At 69.0% G+C, this 15,215-nt stretch carries 11 protein-coding genes; 7 read left to right on the top strand and 4 right to left on the bottom strand.

What is annotated here, in order from left to right:
- The first annotated feature begins 87 nt into the window (after positions 1-87).
- Positions 88-1,155 carry an RNA methyltransferase gene (locus ACNI65_RS05555; protein ID WP_416763578.1) on the top strand — a complete coding sequence of 356 codons (1,068 nt, stop codon included), beginning with the start codon at positions 88-90 and terminating at the stop codon, positions 1,153-1,155.
- Between the two features lie 18 nt (positions 1,156-1,173).
- Here the strand turns inward: ACNI65_RS05555 and ACNI65_RS05550 are convergent, their stop codons facing one another.
- Both ACNI65_RS05550 and ACNI65_RS05545 read right to left on the bottom strand, forming a co-directional pair.
- On the bottom strand, positions 1,174-4,032 hold the full coding sequence (locus ACNI65_RS05550; protein WP_416761672.1) for a filamentous hemagglutinin N-terminal domain-containing protein: 2,859 nt from the start codon (positions 4,030-4,032) through the stop codon (positions 1,174-1,176).
- Positions 4,033-4,067: 35 nt separating this feature from the next.
- Positions 4,068-5,570, bottom strand: a complete 1,503-nt coding sequence (locus ACNI65_RS05545) for a ShlB/FhaC/HecB family hemolysin secretion/activation protein (protein ID WP_416761671.1) — start codon at positions 5,568-5,570, stop codon at positions 4,068-4,070.
- Between the two features lie 210 nt (positions 5,571-5,780).
- Here ACNI65_RS05545 and mfd point away from each other — a divergent pair, with 210 nt between their 5' ends.
- The 6 genes from mfd (at position 5,781) to ACNI65_RS05515 (ending at position 14,399) form a co-directional block, all read left to right on the top strand.
- A complete protein-coding gene (mfd, locus tag ACNI65_RS05540; RefSeq protein ID WP_416761670.1) occupies positions 5,781-9,248 on the top strand; it encodes a transcription-repair coupling factor in 3,468 nt (1,155 codons plus the stop codon).
- Between the two features lie 111 nt (positions 9,249-9,359).
- Positions 9,360-9,770, top strand: a complete 411-nt coding sequence (locus ACNI65_RS05535) for a hypothetical protein (protein WP_416761669.1) — start codon at positions 9,360-9,362, stop codon at positions 9,768-9,770.
- On the top strand, positions 9,757-10,338 hold the full coding sequence (locus ACNI65_RS05530) for a PIN domain-containing protein (RefSeq protein ID WP_416761668.1): 582 nt from the start codon (positions 9,757-9,759) through the stop codon (positions 10,336-10,338). The genes ACNI65_RS05535 and ACNI65_RS05530 overlap by 14 nt, the downstream gene beginning before the upstream one ends.
- Positions 10,339-10,435: 97 nt before the next feature.
- The gene (serB, locus tag ACNI65_RS05525) at positions 10,436-11,158 is read left to right on the top strand and encodes a phosphoserine phosphatase SerB (RefSeq protein WP_416761666.1); all 723 of its coding nucleotides are present in this window, start codon (positions 10,436-10,438) and stop codon (positions 11,156-11,158) included.
- A gap of 142 nt (positions 11,159-11,300) precedes the next feature.
- On the top strand, positions 11,301-13,148 hold the full coding sequence (locus ACNI65_RS05520; RefSeq protein ID WP_416761665.1) for a putative bifunctional diguanylate cyclase/phosphodiesterase: 1,848 nt from the start codon (positions 11,301-11,303) through the stop codon (positions 13,146-13,148).
- 513 nt (positions 13,149-13,661) lie between these two features.
- Positions 13,662-14,399 (top strand): hypothetical protein, encoded by a 738-nt coding sequence (locus ACNI65_RS05515; protein ID WP_416761664.1) that lies wholly within the window; start codon positions 13,662-13,664, stop codon positions 14,397-14,399.
- 15 nt (positions 14,400-14,414) lie between these two features.
- On the opposite strand, the gene rraA is transcribed toward ACNI65_RS05515, so the two are convergent.
- Both rraA and ACNI65_RS05505 read right to left on the bottom strand, forming a co-directional pair.
- The gene (gene rraA, locus ACNI65_RS05510; protein ID WP_416761662.1) at positions 14,415-14,951 is read right to left on the bottom strand and encodes a ribonuclease E activity regulator RraA; all 537 of its coding nucleotides are present in this window, start codon (positions 14,949-14,951) and stop codon (positions 14,415-14,417) included.
- A gap of 4 nt (positions 14,952-14,955) precedes the next feature.
- Positions 14,956-15,189, bottom strand: a complete 234-nt coding sequence (locus ACNI65_RS05505; protein ID WP_416761661.1) for an RNA-binding S4 domain-containing protein — start codon at positions 15,187-15,189, stop codon at positions 14,956-14,958.
- Positions 15,190-15,215: the final 26 nt, after the last annotated feature.

Raw genomic sequence — 15,215 nt, 5'->3', positions numbered from 1 at the left:
CTCGCCTGCTTGCGGGAGAGGGCGGGGGGTGAGGGGCAGCGGCGGGGGCAGTACCGCCCGCGCCAATCGACGAAAATTCGCCCCGTGATCACCATCGCCGACATCCACCGACGCCTGGCCGCGCTGGGCGCCAACGACGCCCACATCGGGCGCGTGCTGCGTCATTGGGTCCAGGCCCGGCCGCTGACCGAGGGCCGGCGCAAGCTCGAGCATTACCTGCCCCAGGGCGTGCGCGACGCGCTGCCGGCGCTGATGGACGAGCTGCACGGGCTCGCGACGCTGGCCGAGCGCCATCCCGGCGAGGACGGTTCGGCTCGGCTGCTCGTGCGGCTGCGCGACGGACAGACGGTGGAGAGCGTGCTGCTGCCACGCGACGGCCTGTGCGTCTCCAGCCAGGTCGGGTGCGCGGTGGGATGCCGCTTCTGCATGACCGGCAAGGACGGGCTGCTGCGCCAGGTCACCAGCGCGGAAATCGTCGCGCAGGTGGCGCTGGCGCGACGCGAGCGCGTCGTCAGGAAGGTCGTGTTCATGGGCATGGGCGAGCCCACGCACAACCTGGACGCGGTGATGGAGGCGATCACGCTGCTCGGGCTGGAGGGCAACCTCGGCCACAAGAACCTGGTGTTCTCGACGGTCGGCGACCTGCGCGCGTTCGAGCGCCTCGCGGCCGGGCCGGTGAAGCCGGCGCTGGCGCTGTCGCTGCACACGACCAAGCCGGCGCTGCGCCGCGAATTGCTGCCGCGCGCGCCGCGGCTGACGCCGCGTGAGCTCGTCGAGGCCGGCGAGCGCTACGCGCGCGAGACCGGGTATCCGATCCAGTACCAGTGGACGCTGATCGAAGGCGTCAACGACGGCGAGGACGAGCTCGAAGGGATCGTCGAGCTGCTGCGCGGGCGATTCGGCGTGCTGAACATGATTCCGTACAACAGCGTCCCCGAGCTGCCGTACGTGCGCCCCGACTGGGACAAGGCGCGCGACATCGCGCGACGGCTGCATGAGCGCGGCGTGCTGACCAAGCTGCGGGATTCAGCGGGACAGGACGTGGACGGCGGCTGCGGCCAGTTGCGGGCGCGCAGCCTGGCGGCCACGCCGATGACGATGCGCGAGGCGCGCCAGGCGATCTCGATCCCCATCTCGGTCCGGCCGGCGGACTGAGCGTCGGCGGACCAAGCTTCAGCGCGAAGGCCGTGCCGGCTGGGCGTCGGCGGGCAGCCGGATGCCGCCCGTGGCGGGACGCGCCCTGGCGGGCACGATCTGATCCTCGGCCTCAGGCTGATGGTCGTCGCAGGCGGCTCGGCGCGGGGTCGCCTGCAGGGCGCAGTCACGCGCCAGGCGCGCCGCCAGAGGCAGGACCGACGGCCGCACGGTCACCGTCACCTCCGGCGCCGTCACCTCGGGATTCACTCCAGGCTGCGGCTGCGGCTGCGGCTTCAGCTCTGGCTGCGGCTGCGGCTGCGGCTGTGGCTGTGGCTGCGGCATGGTGGGCTCCTTCGGAAGGATGCGAGCGTGCGCGTGGCCGTAGACGGGGATCGAGGCCTTGGCATCACCGTTGAAGCCCGTGATCTCGAGGCTGGGGGCCACATACCGAAGCCCCTCCTCCGGTGAGTCGAACTCGAAGCTCTGGACCAGACGCAGATTGCTCTCCTTGCGCAGTTCGACGCCGGAGATCTTCACGTCATCGACCTGCGCGGTCCGGGTTCCGTCCTGCACCTTGTCCCTGGCCCGGAACTGGATGTCGGCAGGCGTGCGAATCGTGAGGCGTCCAGCGTGGATCTGATGCAACTTCGCCTCGGTGCCCGCGATCGTGACGCTGCCGCCCGGTGCGCTGATGGGGGCGCTCTGCAACACCGTGCCGTCCAGGAACTCCAGATGCCCCGCGCCCATGTGGATGGCGGCATAGACGTCGATGTTGCCTCGCACCGTCAGCTTTGCGGTCGCGGCTGATTTCGCGGCGACGTCGTTCGTGAAGAAAAAGTTTTCATAGTTGATCCGGCGGAACTCGACATCGACGCCTTCATTGAGCCAGGTCTCAAGAAAGCCGGAGGCGAGAGCACCTTGGGCGGATTCACTCGTGACTTGCCAGACCCCCTCATCGATGAGCAAGGACCGCCCCGGTCGGAGCTTGCCGCTCAGATGAAGATGCGGTCCCGCGCTTCGCAGCGCGATGCGACCGGAGCCCGACGCCTCGACAGTGCCACCCACCTCAAGGGGGCGGCTGTGATCCCCTCCCGCGACGATGGACACCTCGCCGTTCGACGCCGACGAGATGCCGGGATGCCCCAACCGCTGGAACGCGCCCGACACGTCTTCCAGACGCCCCGAGGCATCGAGCACCACGCGTTCAGCCGCCGCCAGATGGATCGCGCCCGACGGTGCGCTCAAGGTCCCCACCTGATCCATTTCCTTGCCTGAGACCAGCGTGAGCACACCGCCTTCCTTCACGCGGATCGCGCCGTTCTGAACGAGCGGCGCGCTCGGCCCGGAGAGCTCCAGCACCGGGGCCATCGATGTCATCGCCTCGTCCGTCACGCCCAGTGTCGAGGCAACAAGTCCGGCGGCATTCAGCTGAGCGCCTCCTCCGAAGGTGATCCCTCGCGGGTTCACGATGAAGACCCGGCCATTCGCGCTCAGCCTGCCGTCGATCTGGCTCGCGGTGGTCCCCGTGACGCGATGAACCATGAATGCCGCCGCATCCGGCTGGACGATGCTCACCTCGTGGTGTCTGGCGATGTTGAAGGACTGCCAATCGATCTTGGCCACCGGCGACGACTGCGTCACCACCAGACGGTAAGGATCGTCGTTGTTGAAAGCGACTTCACCCCAGCGCGTCGTGAAGCCGGCAGGCAGTCCGGCCTCCCGGATGGCAGCACGGCTTTCGCCCCGTATCGGGATCAACGCCTCCTTGTTGCCGTTGAATCCCGTCACGACCAGGGTGCCGGTCACGCGCTTGCCCTCACCGACTTGGGCGTCCTCGAAGTGGAAGCGTGTGGCGAGCTTCAGATTGCTGCCACTTAGTAGAGGGAGGAGGCCCTGGAACTCAGGGCTGTCCCCTATCAGCGCGATGTTCGTTCCGTCGAAGTTCTTGTCGAGCGCCTGGAAGCTGGCGCTGACGGGACCGTCGATCTCCAGCTGCTCCGCCTCGATCGTTGAAAGTCTGACGCTGTCCTTCGCCTTGATGCGGACCATCCCTCCGGGACTCTGGATCGGCGCAAAGGCATCTACGTCGCCATCTTCCGCGAGCAGTGCAATCCGACCCGCTGGTTCGGTCGCCAAGGTCACCTTGTTGCTGACCCCATTCGCTGCCACGGCCCGGATCTCTCGGCCTCGCACCTCATGGCCGCGGAACTCGATGAGGCCTGAATCCACATCCCTCCCGCTTGCAGACCACCAACCATCCTCCTTCGAGCCAACCGCATCCTTCGCAGCGACGAATTCGAGTCGCGCTCCAGGAGCTTCGAGTCTTCCATCGTTGAGGACAAGGCGTCCGATGAAGGTCGCGACGCCACCGTCGCGCACCTTGATGTGCCCATCGTTTCTGACGCCATTGCCCGGCCCCACGAACTTCGTAGGCACCTTGGTCAGCGACTTCCCGTCCCTGTCGTCGATGCTCAAGCCCGACACCAGCAATCCCCCAACGTTGACCCTCGCACCCCCCCCAAAGGTGACCCCGTTCGGATTGACGAGATAGACCGTGCCGTCCGAGTTCAGCGCTCCATCGATCTTGCTCTCCAGCGATCCCGTCACCCGATTGACGATCACCGCATCCCTGGCCTGATAGATCTGGACCGTGTGATCGGCGCCGATGCTGAAGGTGTCCCAATCGACCCGCGCGAACTTCTCGTTATGCTGGATCGTCAGCGTCTTCCCTACTCCCGAGATCGCGACGGTGGCCCCCGCCCGAACGATTTCTCCTTGGGGCAGATTCGCGGACTGCGCCTGCGCGCCGGCAGCCAGCGTCAGCAACCCCGCCGCTGACATGGCCGCCACCAGGCCGCTCCACGTCCTCGCACCCAACGTGCTCTTCCTCATCATCCCGATCTCCTCATGCTGGTCTCCACCACCACCGCTCACAACGAATAGCTCACGCTGACCCACACCTGCGGCGCCTTCGCCCGCGGATCGGTGAGGGACTGCCGGTGCCAGGGCTCCCTCGCCAGGCGCCAGCCCGCCGCCCCTTCCGCGCTCCAAGGTCCGTGCTGCCACCTCACACCAACGCCGGCACCGGCCAGCGTGCGCCCCCTGGGCAAGGCCTGGCCCCGCGCGCTGGTGTCCCAGGGGGTGTGGTGGAACTTCACCCGTCCCGCGTCGAGGAACGCGAACGGCTCCAGCGACTGCCATCGATGGCGCAGCTCCGCCTGCAGCAGCGCGCCGTGATCGCCCGAGGTCTCGCCCAGCGGCCACGCCCGCACGCTGCGCGCGCCGCCCAGCGCGAACTGGCGCGAGCCGTCCAGGTTCCTGTCCGACATCTGCCCGCTCCCGCGCAGCATCAGCCCCCACGAGGTCCAGTGCCTCAGCAGCGCCACATCGGCCGACAGCACGAGGTACTGCCCCGCCGTGCGCGCGGACTGCCGGTCCATGCGCGCCGCCACCGGATCCCGGAACCGCAGCTCGCCGATCTCCGCCCGCACGCCGCCCCACGCCGCCATGCCGGCAGCCGGATACGCCACCACCTGCAGGCCCGTCGTCATCGCGATCGCGCGCCGCCGGTCCTCGATCGCGACCGATCGCTGCTCGTTGCGCATGCGCCGGGCCTCCAGGCCGAGCTGCCAGATCAGACGGCCCGGTCCCCGCGTCGTCAGCGGCACCGTCGACATCAGCCCCGCCGAATCCACCTGTCCCTGCGCCCGCAGTGGCGCGAACTCCGCGCCCAGCTGGTAATGGTGGTGGGCCGCCGTGAAGGACACGCTCGACCCGCGCCGGCCCAGCGGCACCTGGTAGGCCGTGGCGCCGTCCCAGCCCTTGCCGTTGTTGCCGCCCGCGCTCGCGGTCAGCCGGTCGCCGAAGAGCAGCAGTCCGTTCGCATGCCCCGCCACGCTGCCCCGGACCCGGCCCGCGTATCGGTTGCCGTGGTTGTCCAGCCGCGCATCCAGCGCCCATCGCCGCGCCTGATCGACGACCAGCGCCACATCGCCCTCGCCCACCGCGTCGCCCGGACCGAGTCCGGCGCCCACGGCCACGCCCGGCAGCCGCGACAGGGCCTGCACCTGCCGCTCGAGTTCATCGCCGATGGGACGGCCCGGACGCAGCGCATCCAGCCAGGGCGCCGCCTCGCGCGCGGCATTGCCGCGGACCTCCACGCGTCCGTATCGGCCCTCGACCACGCCGATGCGCAGCGCGACGCCTTCCGCGCGGTCCTGGTCGGTCAGCGGCGGCAGGTACGCACGGGCGAACGGCCGCCCGGCCGCGCGCACCCGCGCCTGGACCCGCGCCGCCAAGGCCTCGCGCTCGGCCCCGGAGAGATCGGCGCGCACCTGAGGCGCCAGTTCATCCGCCAGCGCCTGTGGATCCATCACCGTGACGCCATCCAGTCGCAGGCCCGCGGCCAGCATCATCCATACGAGAGAGTTCATGGCCGGGAATTCTTCGAGGCCGCGCTTCCCGGGCCAATGACCGCAAGCGGTCGCTCCGCCATCGGCCACCACTCCCACGGGGCGACATCACCCTCGACTGCGTCAGGAACCGCGCGCCGGGTACGCCGACTGCTCTTGCCAGGCGGTGTCAGTCCGCTCTCCCTACAATTCCCCGGAGCCCCTGTCCGGGGCTGTCTTCATTTGTGCGCCATGCAGCTGTCCTCGATCTCTCCCGGCAAACGCTTCACCCTGCCCCGTCCCACCGGCTCCGCCGACGCGCTGCTGCTGGCCCGCTTCGCTCGCCAGCAGCTGGCCGCGGGTCGCCTCACGCTGGTGGTCACCGCCGAGCCCGGCGACACGCAGCGCCTGGAGGACGAGCTCAAGTTCTTCGCGCCTGAGCTGCGCGTGGCCGTCTTCCCCGACTGGGAGACCCTGCCCTATGACAGCTTCAGCCCGCACCAGGACCTGATCTCCGAGCGCCTGGCCACGCTGTGGCGCCTGCTGCAAGGCAATGGCAAGCCGGCCGCCGAGCGCGAACTGGACGTCGTCCTGCTGCCCGCGACGACCGCGCTCACGCGCCTGGCGCCGCCGTCCTTCCTCGCGGCCACGACCTTCAACTTCCGTCAGAAGCAGCGCCTGGACGAAGCCGGCCTCAAGCAGCAGCTCACGCTGGGCGGCTACCAGCACGTCAGCCAAGTCGTCTCGCCCGGCGAGTACGCGGTGCGCGGCGGCCTGATCGACCTCTACCCGATGGGCTCGCCCGTGCCCTACCGCGTGGACCTGTTCGGCGATGAAGTCGACTCGATCCGCGTCTTCGATCCGGACTCGCAGCGCTCGCTGTATCCGGTGCCCGAGGTCCGGCTGCTGCCCGGCCGCGAGTTCCCGATGGACGAGGCCTCGCGCAAGGCCTTCCGCGCGCGCTGGCGCGAGAAGATGGACGGCGACCCGACCAAGTCCCGCATCTACAAGGACATCGACACCGGCCTCGCCACCGCGGGCATCGAGTACTACCTCCCGCTGTTCTTCGACGAGGTCGCCAGCGTCTTCGACTACCTGCCCGCCGAAGCCGGCCTCGTGCTGCATGGCGAGGTCGACGAGGCGCTGCAGCGCTTCTGGGCCGACACGCGCGAGCGCCATCGCTTCCTGCAGCATGACCCGGACCGCCCGATCCTCCCGCCCGAGGAGATCTTCCTGCGCCCCGAGGATTTCTTCGGCGCCACGCACCGCCACGCGGTGCTGTCGGTGCGCGGACGCGAGCCGGTCGATTACGCGCGCCCGCTGCCCGATGTCAGCGTCGAGCGCGGCGCGCAGGAGCCGCTGGCCCGTCTCGCCGCGCACCTGAAGTCCACCGACTTCCGCGTGCTGCTGCTCGCCGAGAGCGAAGGCCGCCGCGAGAGCCTGCTCGAGCTGTTGCGCGACAACAAGATCGATCCGCCCTCGGTGAAGGACCTGGCGGAGTTCGAGGCCAACAAGGACGAGCGCTTCGCGATCACCGCCGCGCCGCTGGCCGCGGGCTTCTTCTGGTTCGAGCCCGAGGACGGCCGCCAGATCCAGCTCTTCACCGAGACCGAGCTCTTCGCCACGACGCCCACCACGCGCCGGCGCCGCAAGCAGGAGCAGGTCAGCGACGTCAACGCGCTGATCAAGGATCTGTCCGAGCTGAAGGTCGGCGATCCGGTCGTGCACACGAACCACGGCATCGGCCGCTACCTGGGCCTGATCAACATCGACCTGGGCGAGGGTCCGAGCGAGTTCCTGCACCTGGAGTACGCCGACAAGGCCACGCTCTACGTGCCGGTGGCGCAGCTGCACCTGATCAGCCGCTACACCGGCGTGAGCGCCGAGGAGGCGCCGCTGCACAAGCTGGGCTCGGGCCAGTGGGACAAGGCCAAGCGCAAGGCCGCCGAGCAGGTGCGCGACACCGCCGCCGAGCTGCTCAACCTCTACGCCCGCCGCGCCGCGCGCGAGGGCCACGCGTTCCGCTACTCGCCGCATGACTACGAGGCCTTCGCCGCGAGTTTCGGCTTCGAGGAGACGCCCGACCAGCGCGCCGCCATCCACGCCGTCATCCAGGACATGATCAGCCCCAAGCCGATGGACCGGCTGGTGTGCGGCGACGTGGGTTTCGGCAAGACCGAGGTCGCGCTGCGCGCCGCCTTCGTCGCGGTCATGGGCGGCAAGCAGGTCGCGCTGCTCGCCCCGACCACGCTGCTCGCCGAGCAGCATTACCAGAACATCGCCGACCGCTTCGGCCGGTGGCCGGTGAAGGTCGCCGAGATGAGCCGCTTCCGCTCCGCCAAGGAGATCAAGGCGGCCATGGAAGGCCTGGCCGACGGCTCCATCGACATCGTCATCGGCACGCACAAGCTGCTCTCGGCCGAGGTCAAGTTCAAGCGTCTGGGCCTGCTCGTCATTGACGAGGAGCACCGCTTCGGGGTGCGCCACAAGGAAGCGATGAAGGCCATGCGCGCCGAGGTCGACGTGCTCACGCTGACCGCCACGCCGATCCCGCGCACGCTGGGCATGGCGCTGGAGGGCCTGCGCGACCTGAGCGTCATCGCCACCGCGCCGCAGCGGCGCCTGGCGATCAAGACCTTCGTGCGCGGCGAGACCAGCGGCACCATCCGCGAGGCCGTGCTGCGCGAGCTCAAGCGCGGCGGGCAGGTCTACTTCCTGCACAACGAGGTCGAGACCATCGAGAACCGGCGCATGAAGCTCGAGGAGCTGCTGCCCGAGGCGCGCATCGTCGTGGCCCACGGCCAGATGCCCGAACGCGAGCTGGAGCGCGTCATGCGCGAGTTCGTCGGCGGCAAGCACAACCTGCTGCTGTGCTCCACGATCATCGAGACCGGCATCGACGTGCCCAGCGCCAACACGATCGTCATCAGCCGCGCCGACAAGTTCGGCCTGGCCCAGCTGCACCAGTTGCGCGGACGGGTCGGGCGCTCGCACCACCAGGCCTATGCCTACCTGATGGTCCCGGACGTCGAGGGCCTGACCAAGCAGGCCGCGCAGCGCCTGGACGCGATCCAGGCGATGGAGGAGCTCGGCTCGGGCTTCTACCTGGCGATGCACGACCTGGAGATCCGCGGTGCCGGCGAGGTGCTGGGCGAGCATCAGAGCGGCAACATGATGGAGGTCGGATTCCAGCTCTACAACGAGATGCTGTCCGAGGCGGTGCGCTCGCTCAAGGCCGGCCGCGAACCGGACCTGCTGAGCCCCTTGTCCGCCACCACCGAGATCAACCTGCACGCGCCCGCGCTGCTGCCCGACGCGTACTGCGGCGACGTTCATCAACGGCTGTCGCTGTACAAGCGGCTGGCGACGGCGGATCGCGCGGAGCAGATCGACGCGATGCTCGAGGAGATCACCGACCGCTTCGGCAAGCTGCCCGCGCAGGGCCAGACGCTGTTCGACACGCACCGGCTGCGCGTGCTGGCCAAGCCGTATGGCGTGACGAAGATCGACGCGGCGCCGTCGGTGATCAACATCAACTTCCGGCCCAATCCGCCGATCGACGCGATGCGCGTGATCGAGCTGGTGCAGAAGAACCGCAACATCAAGCTCGTGGGCAACGAGAAGCTGCGCATCGACAAGGCGCTCACCGATCCCAAGGATCGCGCGCAGGCGGTGCGGGAAGTGCTGCGGCTGCTGGGCGCGCCGGTGAAGCAGGACTGAGCCCGCTGACTCGAACTGCTGGAAGACGACACGCACGTCGACCAGTTCGGGTCAGTGCGCGATCGATGCTCGATTCCTAGACTGACGGCTTCTCAACTTCGGGAGAAGCCGATGCATCAACACCTGCCAACAGTCGATATGTCCGATCCGATGACTCTCCTCCGTGCGGAGGAGGACGCGGAGGAGGAGGCCTATCAGGCCGATCGAGCAGCCGAGATCGCAGGAAAGAAACGCGGTCTCGCCTACGCGAAGACCTGCCTCGATTGTCGACATCTTCCGCCCGACTACCTGGATGTCGGTCCTGATCCTTTCAGCCGCATGCTGCGTGAAGACAGGCGACTCGGGCGCTTGGCAGTGCATGCGCGGGAAGGTTGCGACACCTGTCCCTATCTGCCAGAAAACTATGGGAAACCCGTCCGTGCGCGCGTCCTGGGGCTCGACGATTGGGGAGACGGGCCAGACGAAGATCTCATCCGCCGTGCGCGTTTTGATGCTTGGGAGGCTCAACATGAATCGCGATGAGCCTCTGTATATGCTCGATACGAACGTCGTGAGCTACCTCATGGACCCACCCGAGACGGCGCGGCGCAACCATTGCCAGAAGCGGTTCGATGCACTTCGAGGGCCAGTCGCCATCAGCGTATTGGTTCAGGCCGAGGTCTTTGCCGGTCTTGAGAAAAGGCCTTCGCAACGCAAGGAACTTAGGCTGCGAGAGCTGATGCGTCGCATCCGGGTCGAACATCTTGTCGACGGCCTGTGGTTCCCCGATCTGTATGGATGCATCAGGACTCAGATGGCGCGTATCGGGAAATCGACGGGGGAGTTCGACATGGCGATCGCCGCTCATGCCATGGCGCTTGGCGCCATCTTGGTGAGCGACGACAAGGCCCTCTCCCATGTTGAACACCTGAAGCTGGAGGCTTGGGGAACGCCGGAAGTCGCTACCCAACGACACCGTCGCGGCGTGGAGGAGCCCGCCGGCGTCTATAGCACGCGTTGGGGCTGCGCGACTCACGATCGAGAGCGCTCGCGTGCACTCTGGATGTCGCAGGCTCCCAGTGCGCGCTACACCACAGCCCATGCACGCTGAAGCTCGCCTCGGCGAGTGCGCTAAGCTCCCGCCCGTCCCCGCTGGCTGATCCAGGTAATCAGCGGCGGGGATCTTCCGCATTCAAGACCGCGCTCGCATGACCTCCTTGTCGCCCTCCACGGAATCTCCCTCGCCGCTCGTCCTCCAAGGCTTCACGCCGCCGCTGGCACTGAGCGACTTCAAGCTCGCCGCGTTCGACATGGACTCGACGCTGATCTCGATCGAGTGCATCGACGAGATCGCCGCCGCCGCGGGCCGCAAGGCCGAGGTCGCCGCGATCACCGAGGCCGCCATGCGCGGCGAGATCACCGATTTCAAGGACAGCCTGCGCCGCCGGCTCGCGCTGCTGAAGGGCGTCGGCGAGGAAGCGCTTGCCGAGGTGCTGCGTGAGCGCCTGCGCTTCAACTCGGGCGCGCGCGAGCTGTGCGCCGCGCTGAAGACCGCCGGCCTGAAGCTGGTGCTGGTGTCCGGCGGATTCACCTACTTCACGCGTTTCGTCGCCGCCGAGCTCGGCATGGACTTCGTGCGCAGCAACGAGCTGGAGATCATCGACGGCCGGCTCACCGGCGGGCTCGTCATGCAGGATTGGGGCGACATCTGCGACGGCGAGGAGAAGCGCCGCATGATGCTGGCCTGCGCCGAGCGCATCGGCGCCACGCCGGCCCAGTGCATCGCGGTGGGCGACGGCGCCAACGACCTGCCGATGATGGGCGCGGCGGGCCTGTCCGTGGCGTATCACGCCAAACCCAAGGTCCGCGAGCAGGCGATGGTCGCGATCAATGACGGTGGGCTGGACCGCCTGCTCACCGTGCTCCGCTGACGGTGTTCCGTTGACCGTGCCCCGTTGACCCAGCCCCGTTGACCCTGGCCGTTGGCCCTGCCCCGTTGACCCTGCCCCGTTGAATCGCGGCTTGAAGCGCCCTTGAATCCCTGCCATGCTCCCGGGACACAGGGAGCCAGCGATGCGAGAACAGCACGCGACGAGAACGGACGATCAGGCCGACATCGACCATCTGCAGCGCGACGTGCTGGAAGCCGTCGCGCTGGGCCGCCCCCTGGCAGCGGTGATGGACCTGCTGTGCCGGGGCGTGGAGGCCCTCGCCCCCGAGGTGCTCTGCTCGGTGCTCTCCATCGATGACACCGGCCATGTCCACCCGCTGGCCGCCCCCAGCCTGCCGGCGTCGTTCAGCGCCGCGCTCGAGGGTCTGGACATCGGTCCGCAGACCGGCTCCTGCGGCACGGCGGCGTGGCGGCGCGAGCCGGTCGAGGTCACCGACATCGCCACCGATCCGCTGTGGACCGATTTCCGCCCGCTGGCCCAGGCGCACGGACTGGCCGCGTGCTGGTCCACCCCCATCCTGCTGGGCACGGACCTGGTGGTGGCCACCTTCGCGCTGTACTACCGCGAGCCGCGCGGCGCCGCCCCCTTCCACCGCCGCATGGTGCAGGCCTGCACGCAGCTGTGCCAGATCGCGTTCATGCATGACCGGCATCAGCGCGAGATCGAGCGCCTGGCCTACTTCGACGGCGTCACCGGGCTGCCCAACCGCACGCTGCTCGCGGACCGCGCCCGTCAGGCGCTGCTGCTGGCGCAGCGCAGCGAGACGCCGGCGGCGCTGCTGCTGCTGGACATCGACCGCTTCAAGACCGTCAATGACTCGCTGGGACACGCGGTCGGCGACCTGGTGCTCAAGCACATCGCCTCCCGGCTGCTGGGCGCGCTGCGCGACAGCGACACACTCGCGCGACTGGGCGGTGATGAGTTCGTCGTGCTGCTGCCCGGATGCACGGCCGAAGCGGCGATGCGCGTGGCCGACAAGCTGCGCGCGGTGCTGGAGACGCCCATCCCGCTGGATGGCAGCCATGCGCGCGTGCTCATGACCGCCAGCATCGGCGTGTGCGCCTATCCGAAGGACGGCGGCGATCTCGATCAGTTGCTCAAGAACGCCGACATCGCGATGTACGAGGCCAAACGCGCCGGCCGCGACTGCGCGCGCTTCTTCCTGCACGCGATGAACCAGGCGCTGGACGAGCGCCTGGAGATCGAGGCGGCCTTGCGGCAAGCGCTGTCGCAGCGGCTGCTGCAGCTGCACTTCCAGCCCAAGATCCGGCTGTCGGATCGGCAGCTGGTGGGCGTGGAGGCCTTGCTGCGCTGGCAGGACGCCGAGCGCGGCTGGATCCCGCCCGACCGCTTCATCCCGGTCGCCGAGGAAAGCGGCCTGATCAACGCGCTGGACGCGTGGGTGCTGGACCAGGCCTGCGCCCAGCTGGCACGTTGGCGCGCGCAGGGCGTGCCGGTGCCGGGCGTGTCGGTCAACGTCTCGCCGCAGCGATTCCACCAGGATGACGTCGCCGCCCACGCCCGCGCGCTGCTGGCCCGACATGGCCTGGCCGCCAGCGACCTGACGCTGGAGGTCACCGAGCGGCTGATGCTCGACGACACCAGCCGTCCCCGTGAGCAGCTGCAGCAGTTGCACGAGATGGGCGTCGGGGTGTCGGTCGACGATTTCGGGACGGGCTACTCCAGCCTGAGCTACCTGAAGCGGCTGCCCGTGACGGAGCTCAAGCTGGACAAGAGCTTCGTGCGCGACCTGGAGCACGACGCGGATGACCGCGCGTTGTCGAGCGCGGTGATCGGCATCGGGCGCTCGCTGGGCATGAGCGTCGTGGCCGAGGGCGTGGAGACCGCAGGGCAGCGCGACATCCTGCTGAGCATGGGCTGCGATGCGGCGCAGGGCTGGCTCTTCGGCAAGCCGATGGCGCCCGACGGGCTGGCCGCGTGGTGGTCCGATCCCGGCGCGTCGGCATGACACCGTGGCGGGTCGGCGCGCGTCGCCTGACAAGCCGGAACGCTCTGTCAACGACTCCGACTCACGGGCCCCTCATGTCTTCCGGAATCCTTCGCGCCCATGCTGCCCGCCCACCGTTCGCCCGCCCCGTTCCACCTCGCGCCGACCGACACGGACCACCCTGCCGCCGAAGCGCGTGACGAGCGCGCCTCGGCGGCCCTTCAAGCGCCCGACCCGAGACCGCTGCCGCGGTTCCAGCCTCTGTCCCGGCCGCGCACCCTGAAGCCCGTGCGCATGCCCGATCTCAGCCCGCTGGACCGAGTGCCGCGATTCGAGCGCCTGGCGTCCACCCGGTCCGACTCCTCCGGATACGAATCGACGGAGGACCCTGATTCGCCATCGCAGCCTCGGCGCGACGAGCGTCCGGAGCCCACGCGATCGGGACCTTGCCGGATCCGGACGAATCCCAGGTACCGGCCTCTTGTGTCCCCACCCGCGGCCAGCGTCGTCCCCCCGCCCCCCTCCCGCCGGGCCTTGCTGGCACAGACCTTCGACCGTTCCATGACCGCCTTGCAACAGCACGTCGATGCTCGACCGGAGTCCTTGTGCGCCCCGGGCGGGAGCGCCGCGCCGGTCATCGTCGAACTCCACAATTGGTCGTTCGACGACCCGTCCGGATGGCTGCCGATGGAGCGCTGCAGTCACCGTCTCCAGGTGTCGCTGGCCTTGCTGACGGCGGAGGGGCGTCACCCGGCCCGAAGCGTGCGATTGCAGGATGGCGACGCCAGCTCGCGCGCCCTGCCTCTGGAGCTGCCACCGCGCGAGCTGCTCGAGCGCAGCCGTGTCGCCAGGGACCGGCTGTCGATGGTGATCCACATCCACCAGGATCGCGTGCACAACGCCGAGTCGTTCGCCGACAGCCTCAAGGCTTTCGCCCACACGACGATCGCCGTGGACGGCACGGTTCAGGGCAGGCTGCCGCACGGCTGCGCCACGGCCCATGTGCATCGGCTTGATCTGACCCGTCTGACGGATGGCGGCATCGACCTGCGGCGCGACATCGCGGCCTTCGGTCAGGACCTGCGCCAGATGCCGCATCTGCGCCGGGTGCGCGCGCCGGAGGGCTGGAGCGGCGACAAGGAGTTCCGCGCGGCCTGCCAGCGGGCCCAGGCCGACATCGACTGGGTCTCCTCCGACAACCTCGTCGTCGGCAAGACCCGGCCCAATCCGCTGTCGCGGCTGGCTCGATGGCTGGGCGGCAGCCGGACTTGAGGGCCGTCGCGGGGGTCAGCCCGCCGCGTGCACCGGCTGCGGCGTGATCACCACGCCGTCCTCGTCGGCGTAGAGCCAATCGCCGGGCCGGATCCAGACGCCGTCGAGCTGCACCGGCACGTCGGCCAGGCCCTGCTCGCGGCGCTCGGTGGGCATGGGAACGTGCCCCAGCGCCAGGATGCCGAGCTCGCTGGCGCGCAGTTCGGCCAGGTCCCGCACCGCGCCGTGGATCAGCACGCCGGCCCAGCCGTTCTTGGCGGCGCTCGCCGCGAGGTTGCCGCCCAGCAGCGATCGCCGCAGTGAGCCGCCGCCATCGACGACCAGCACGCGTCCGCCGCCGAAGCTCTCCACCGCGGCCTTCACCTGGGTGTTGTCCTCCAGGCATCGCACCGTGGCCACCGGTCCGGCGAATCGCGCATGCGCGCCGTAGGCGCGGTACAGGCTGCCCGGCAACCAGCGGGTGGTGCCGCTGCTGTCGGCCTTGAGCGAGTCGCACAGGTCGCAGGTCGAGAAGCGGATCGCGGCGCGGGTCGAAGCGCTGGGACTGGTCATGGGGTCACTCCTGGACGGGGGGATGCACCTCGATGCGCTCGCCGTTGAACTCCACCACCTGGCCGGCGCGGATCTTGGCGGTCTTGCGCAGGTCGACCTGACCGTCCACGCGCACCTGGCCCTCGGAGATGAAGTGCCTGGCCTCGCCGCCGCTGCCCACCAGCGCGGTGGCCTTGAGGAGCTTGTCGAGTTCGATGAAGTCGCCGCGCAGGGCGAAGGGAATGGGAGATGCGGACATGGGCGGATTGTCCGTCACGAGGTCAG

The sequence above is a fragment of the Roseateles sp. So40a genome (assembly GCF_048081605.1).
GTDB lineage: Bacteria > Pseudomonadota > Gammaproteobacteria > Burkholderiales > Burkholderiaceae_C > Roseateles.
This window is presented reverse-complemented; position numbering and strand designations above follow the sequence as displayed.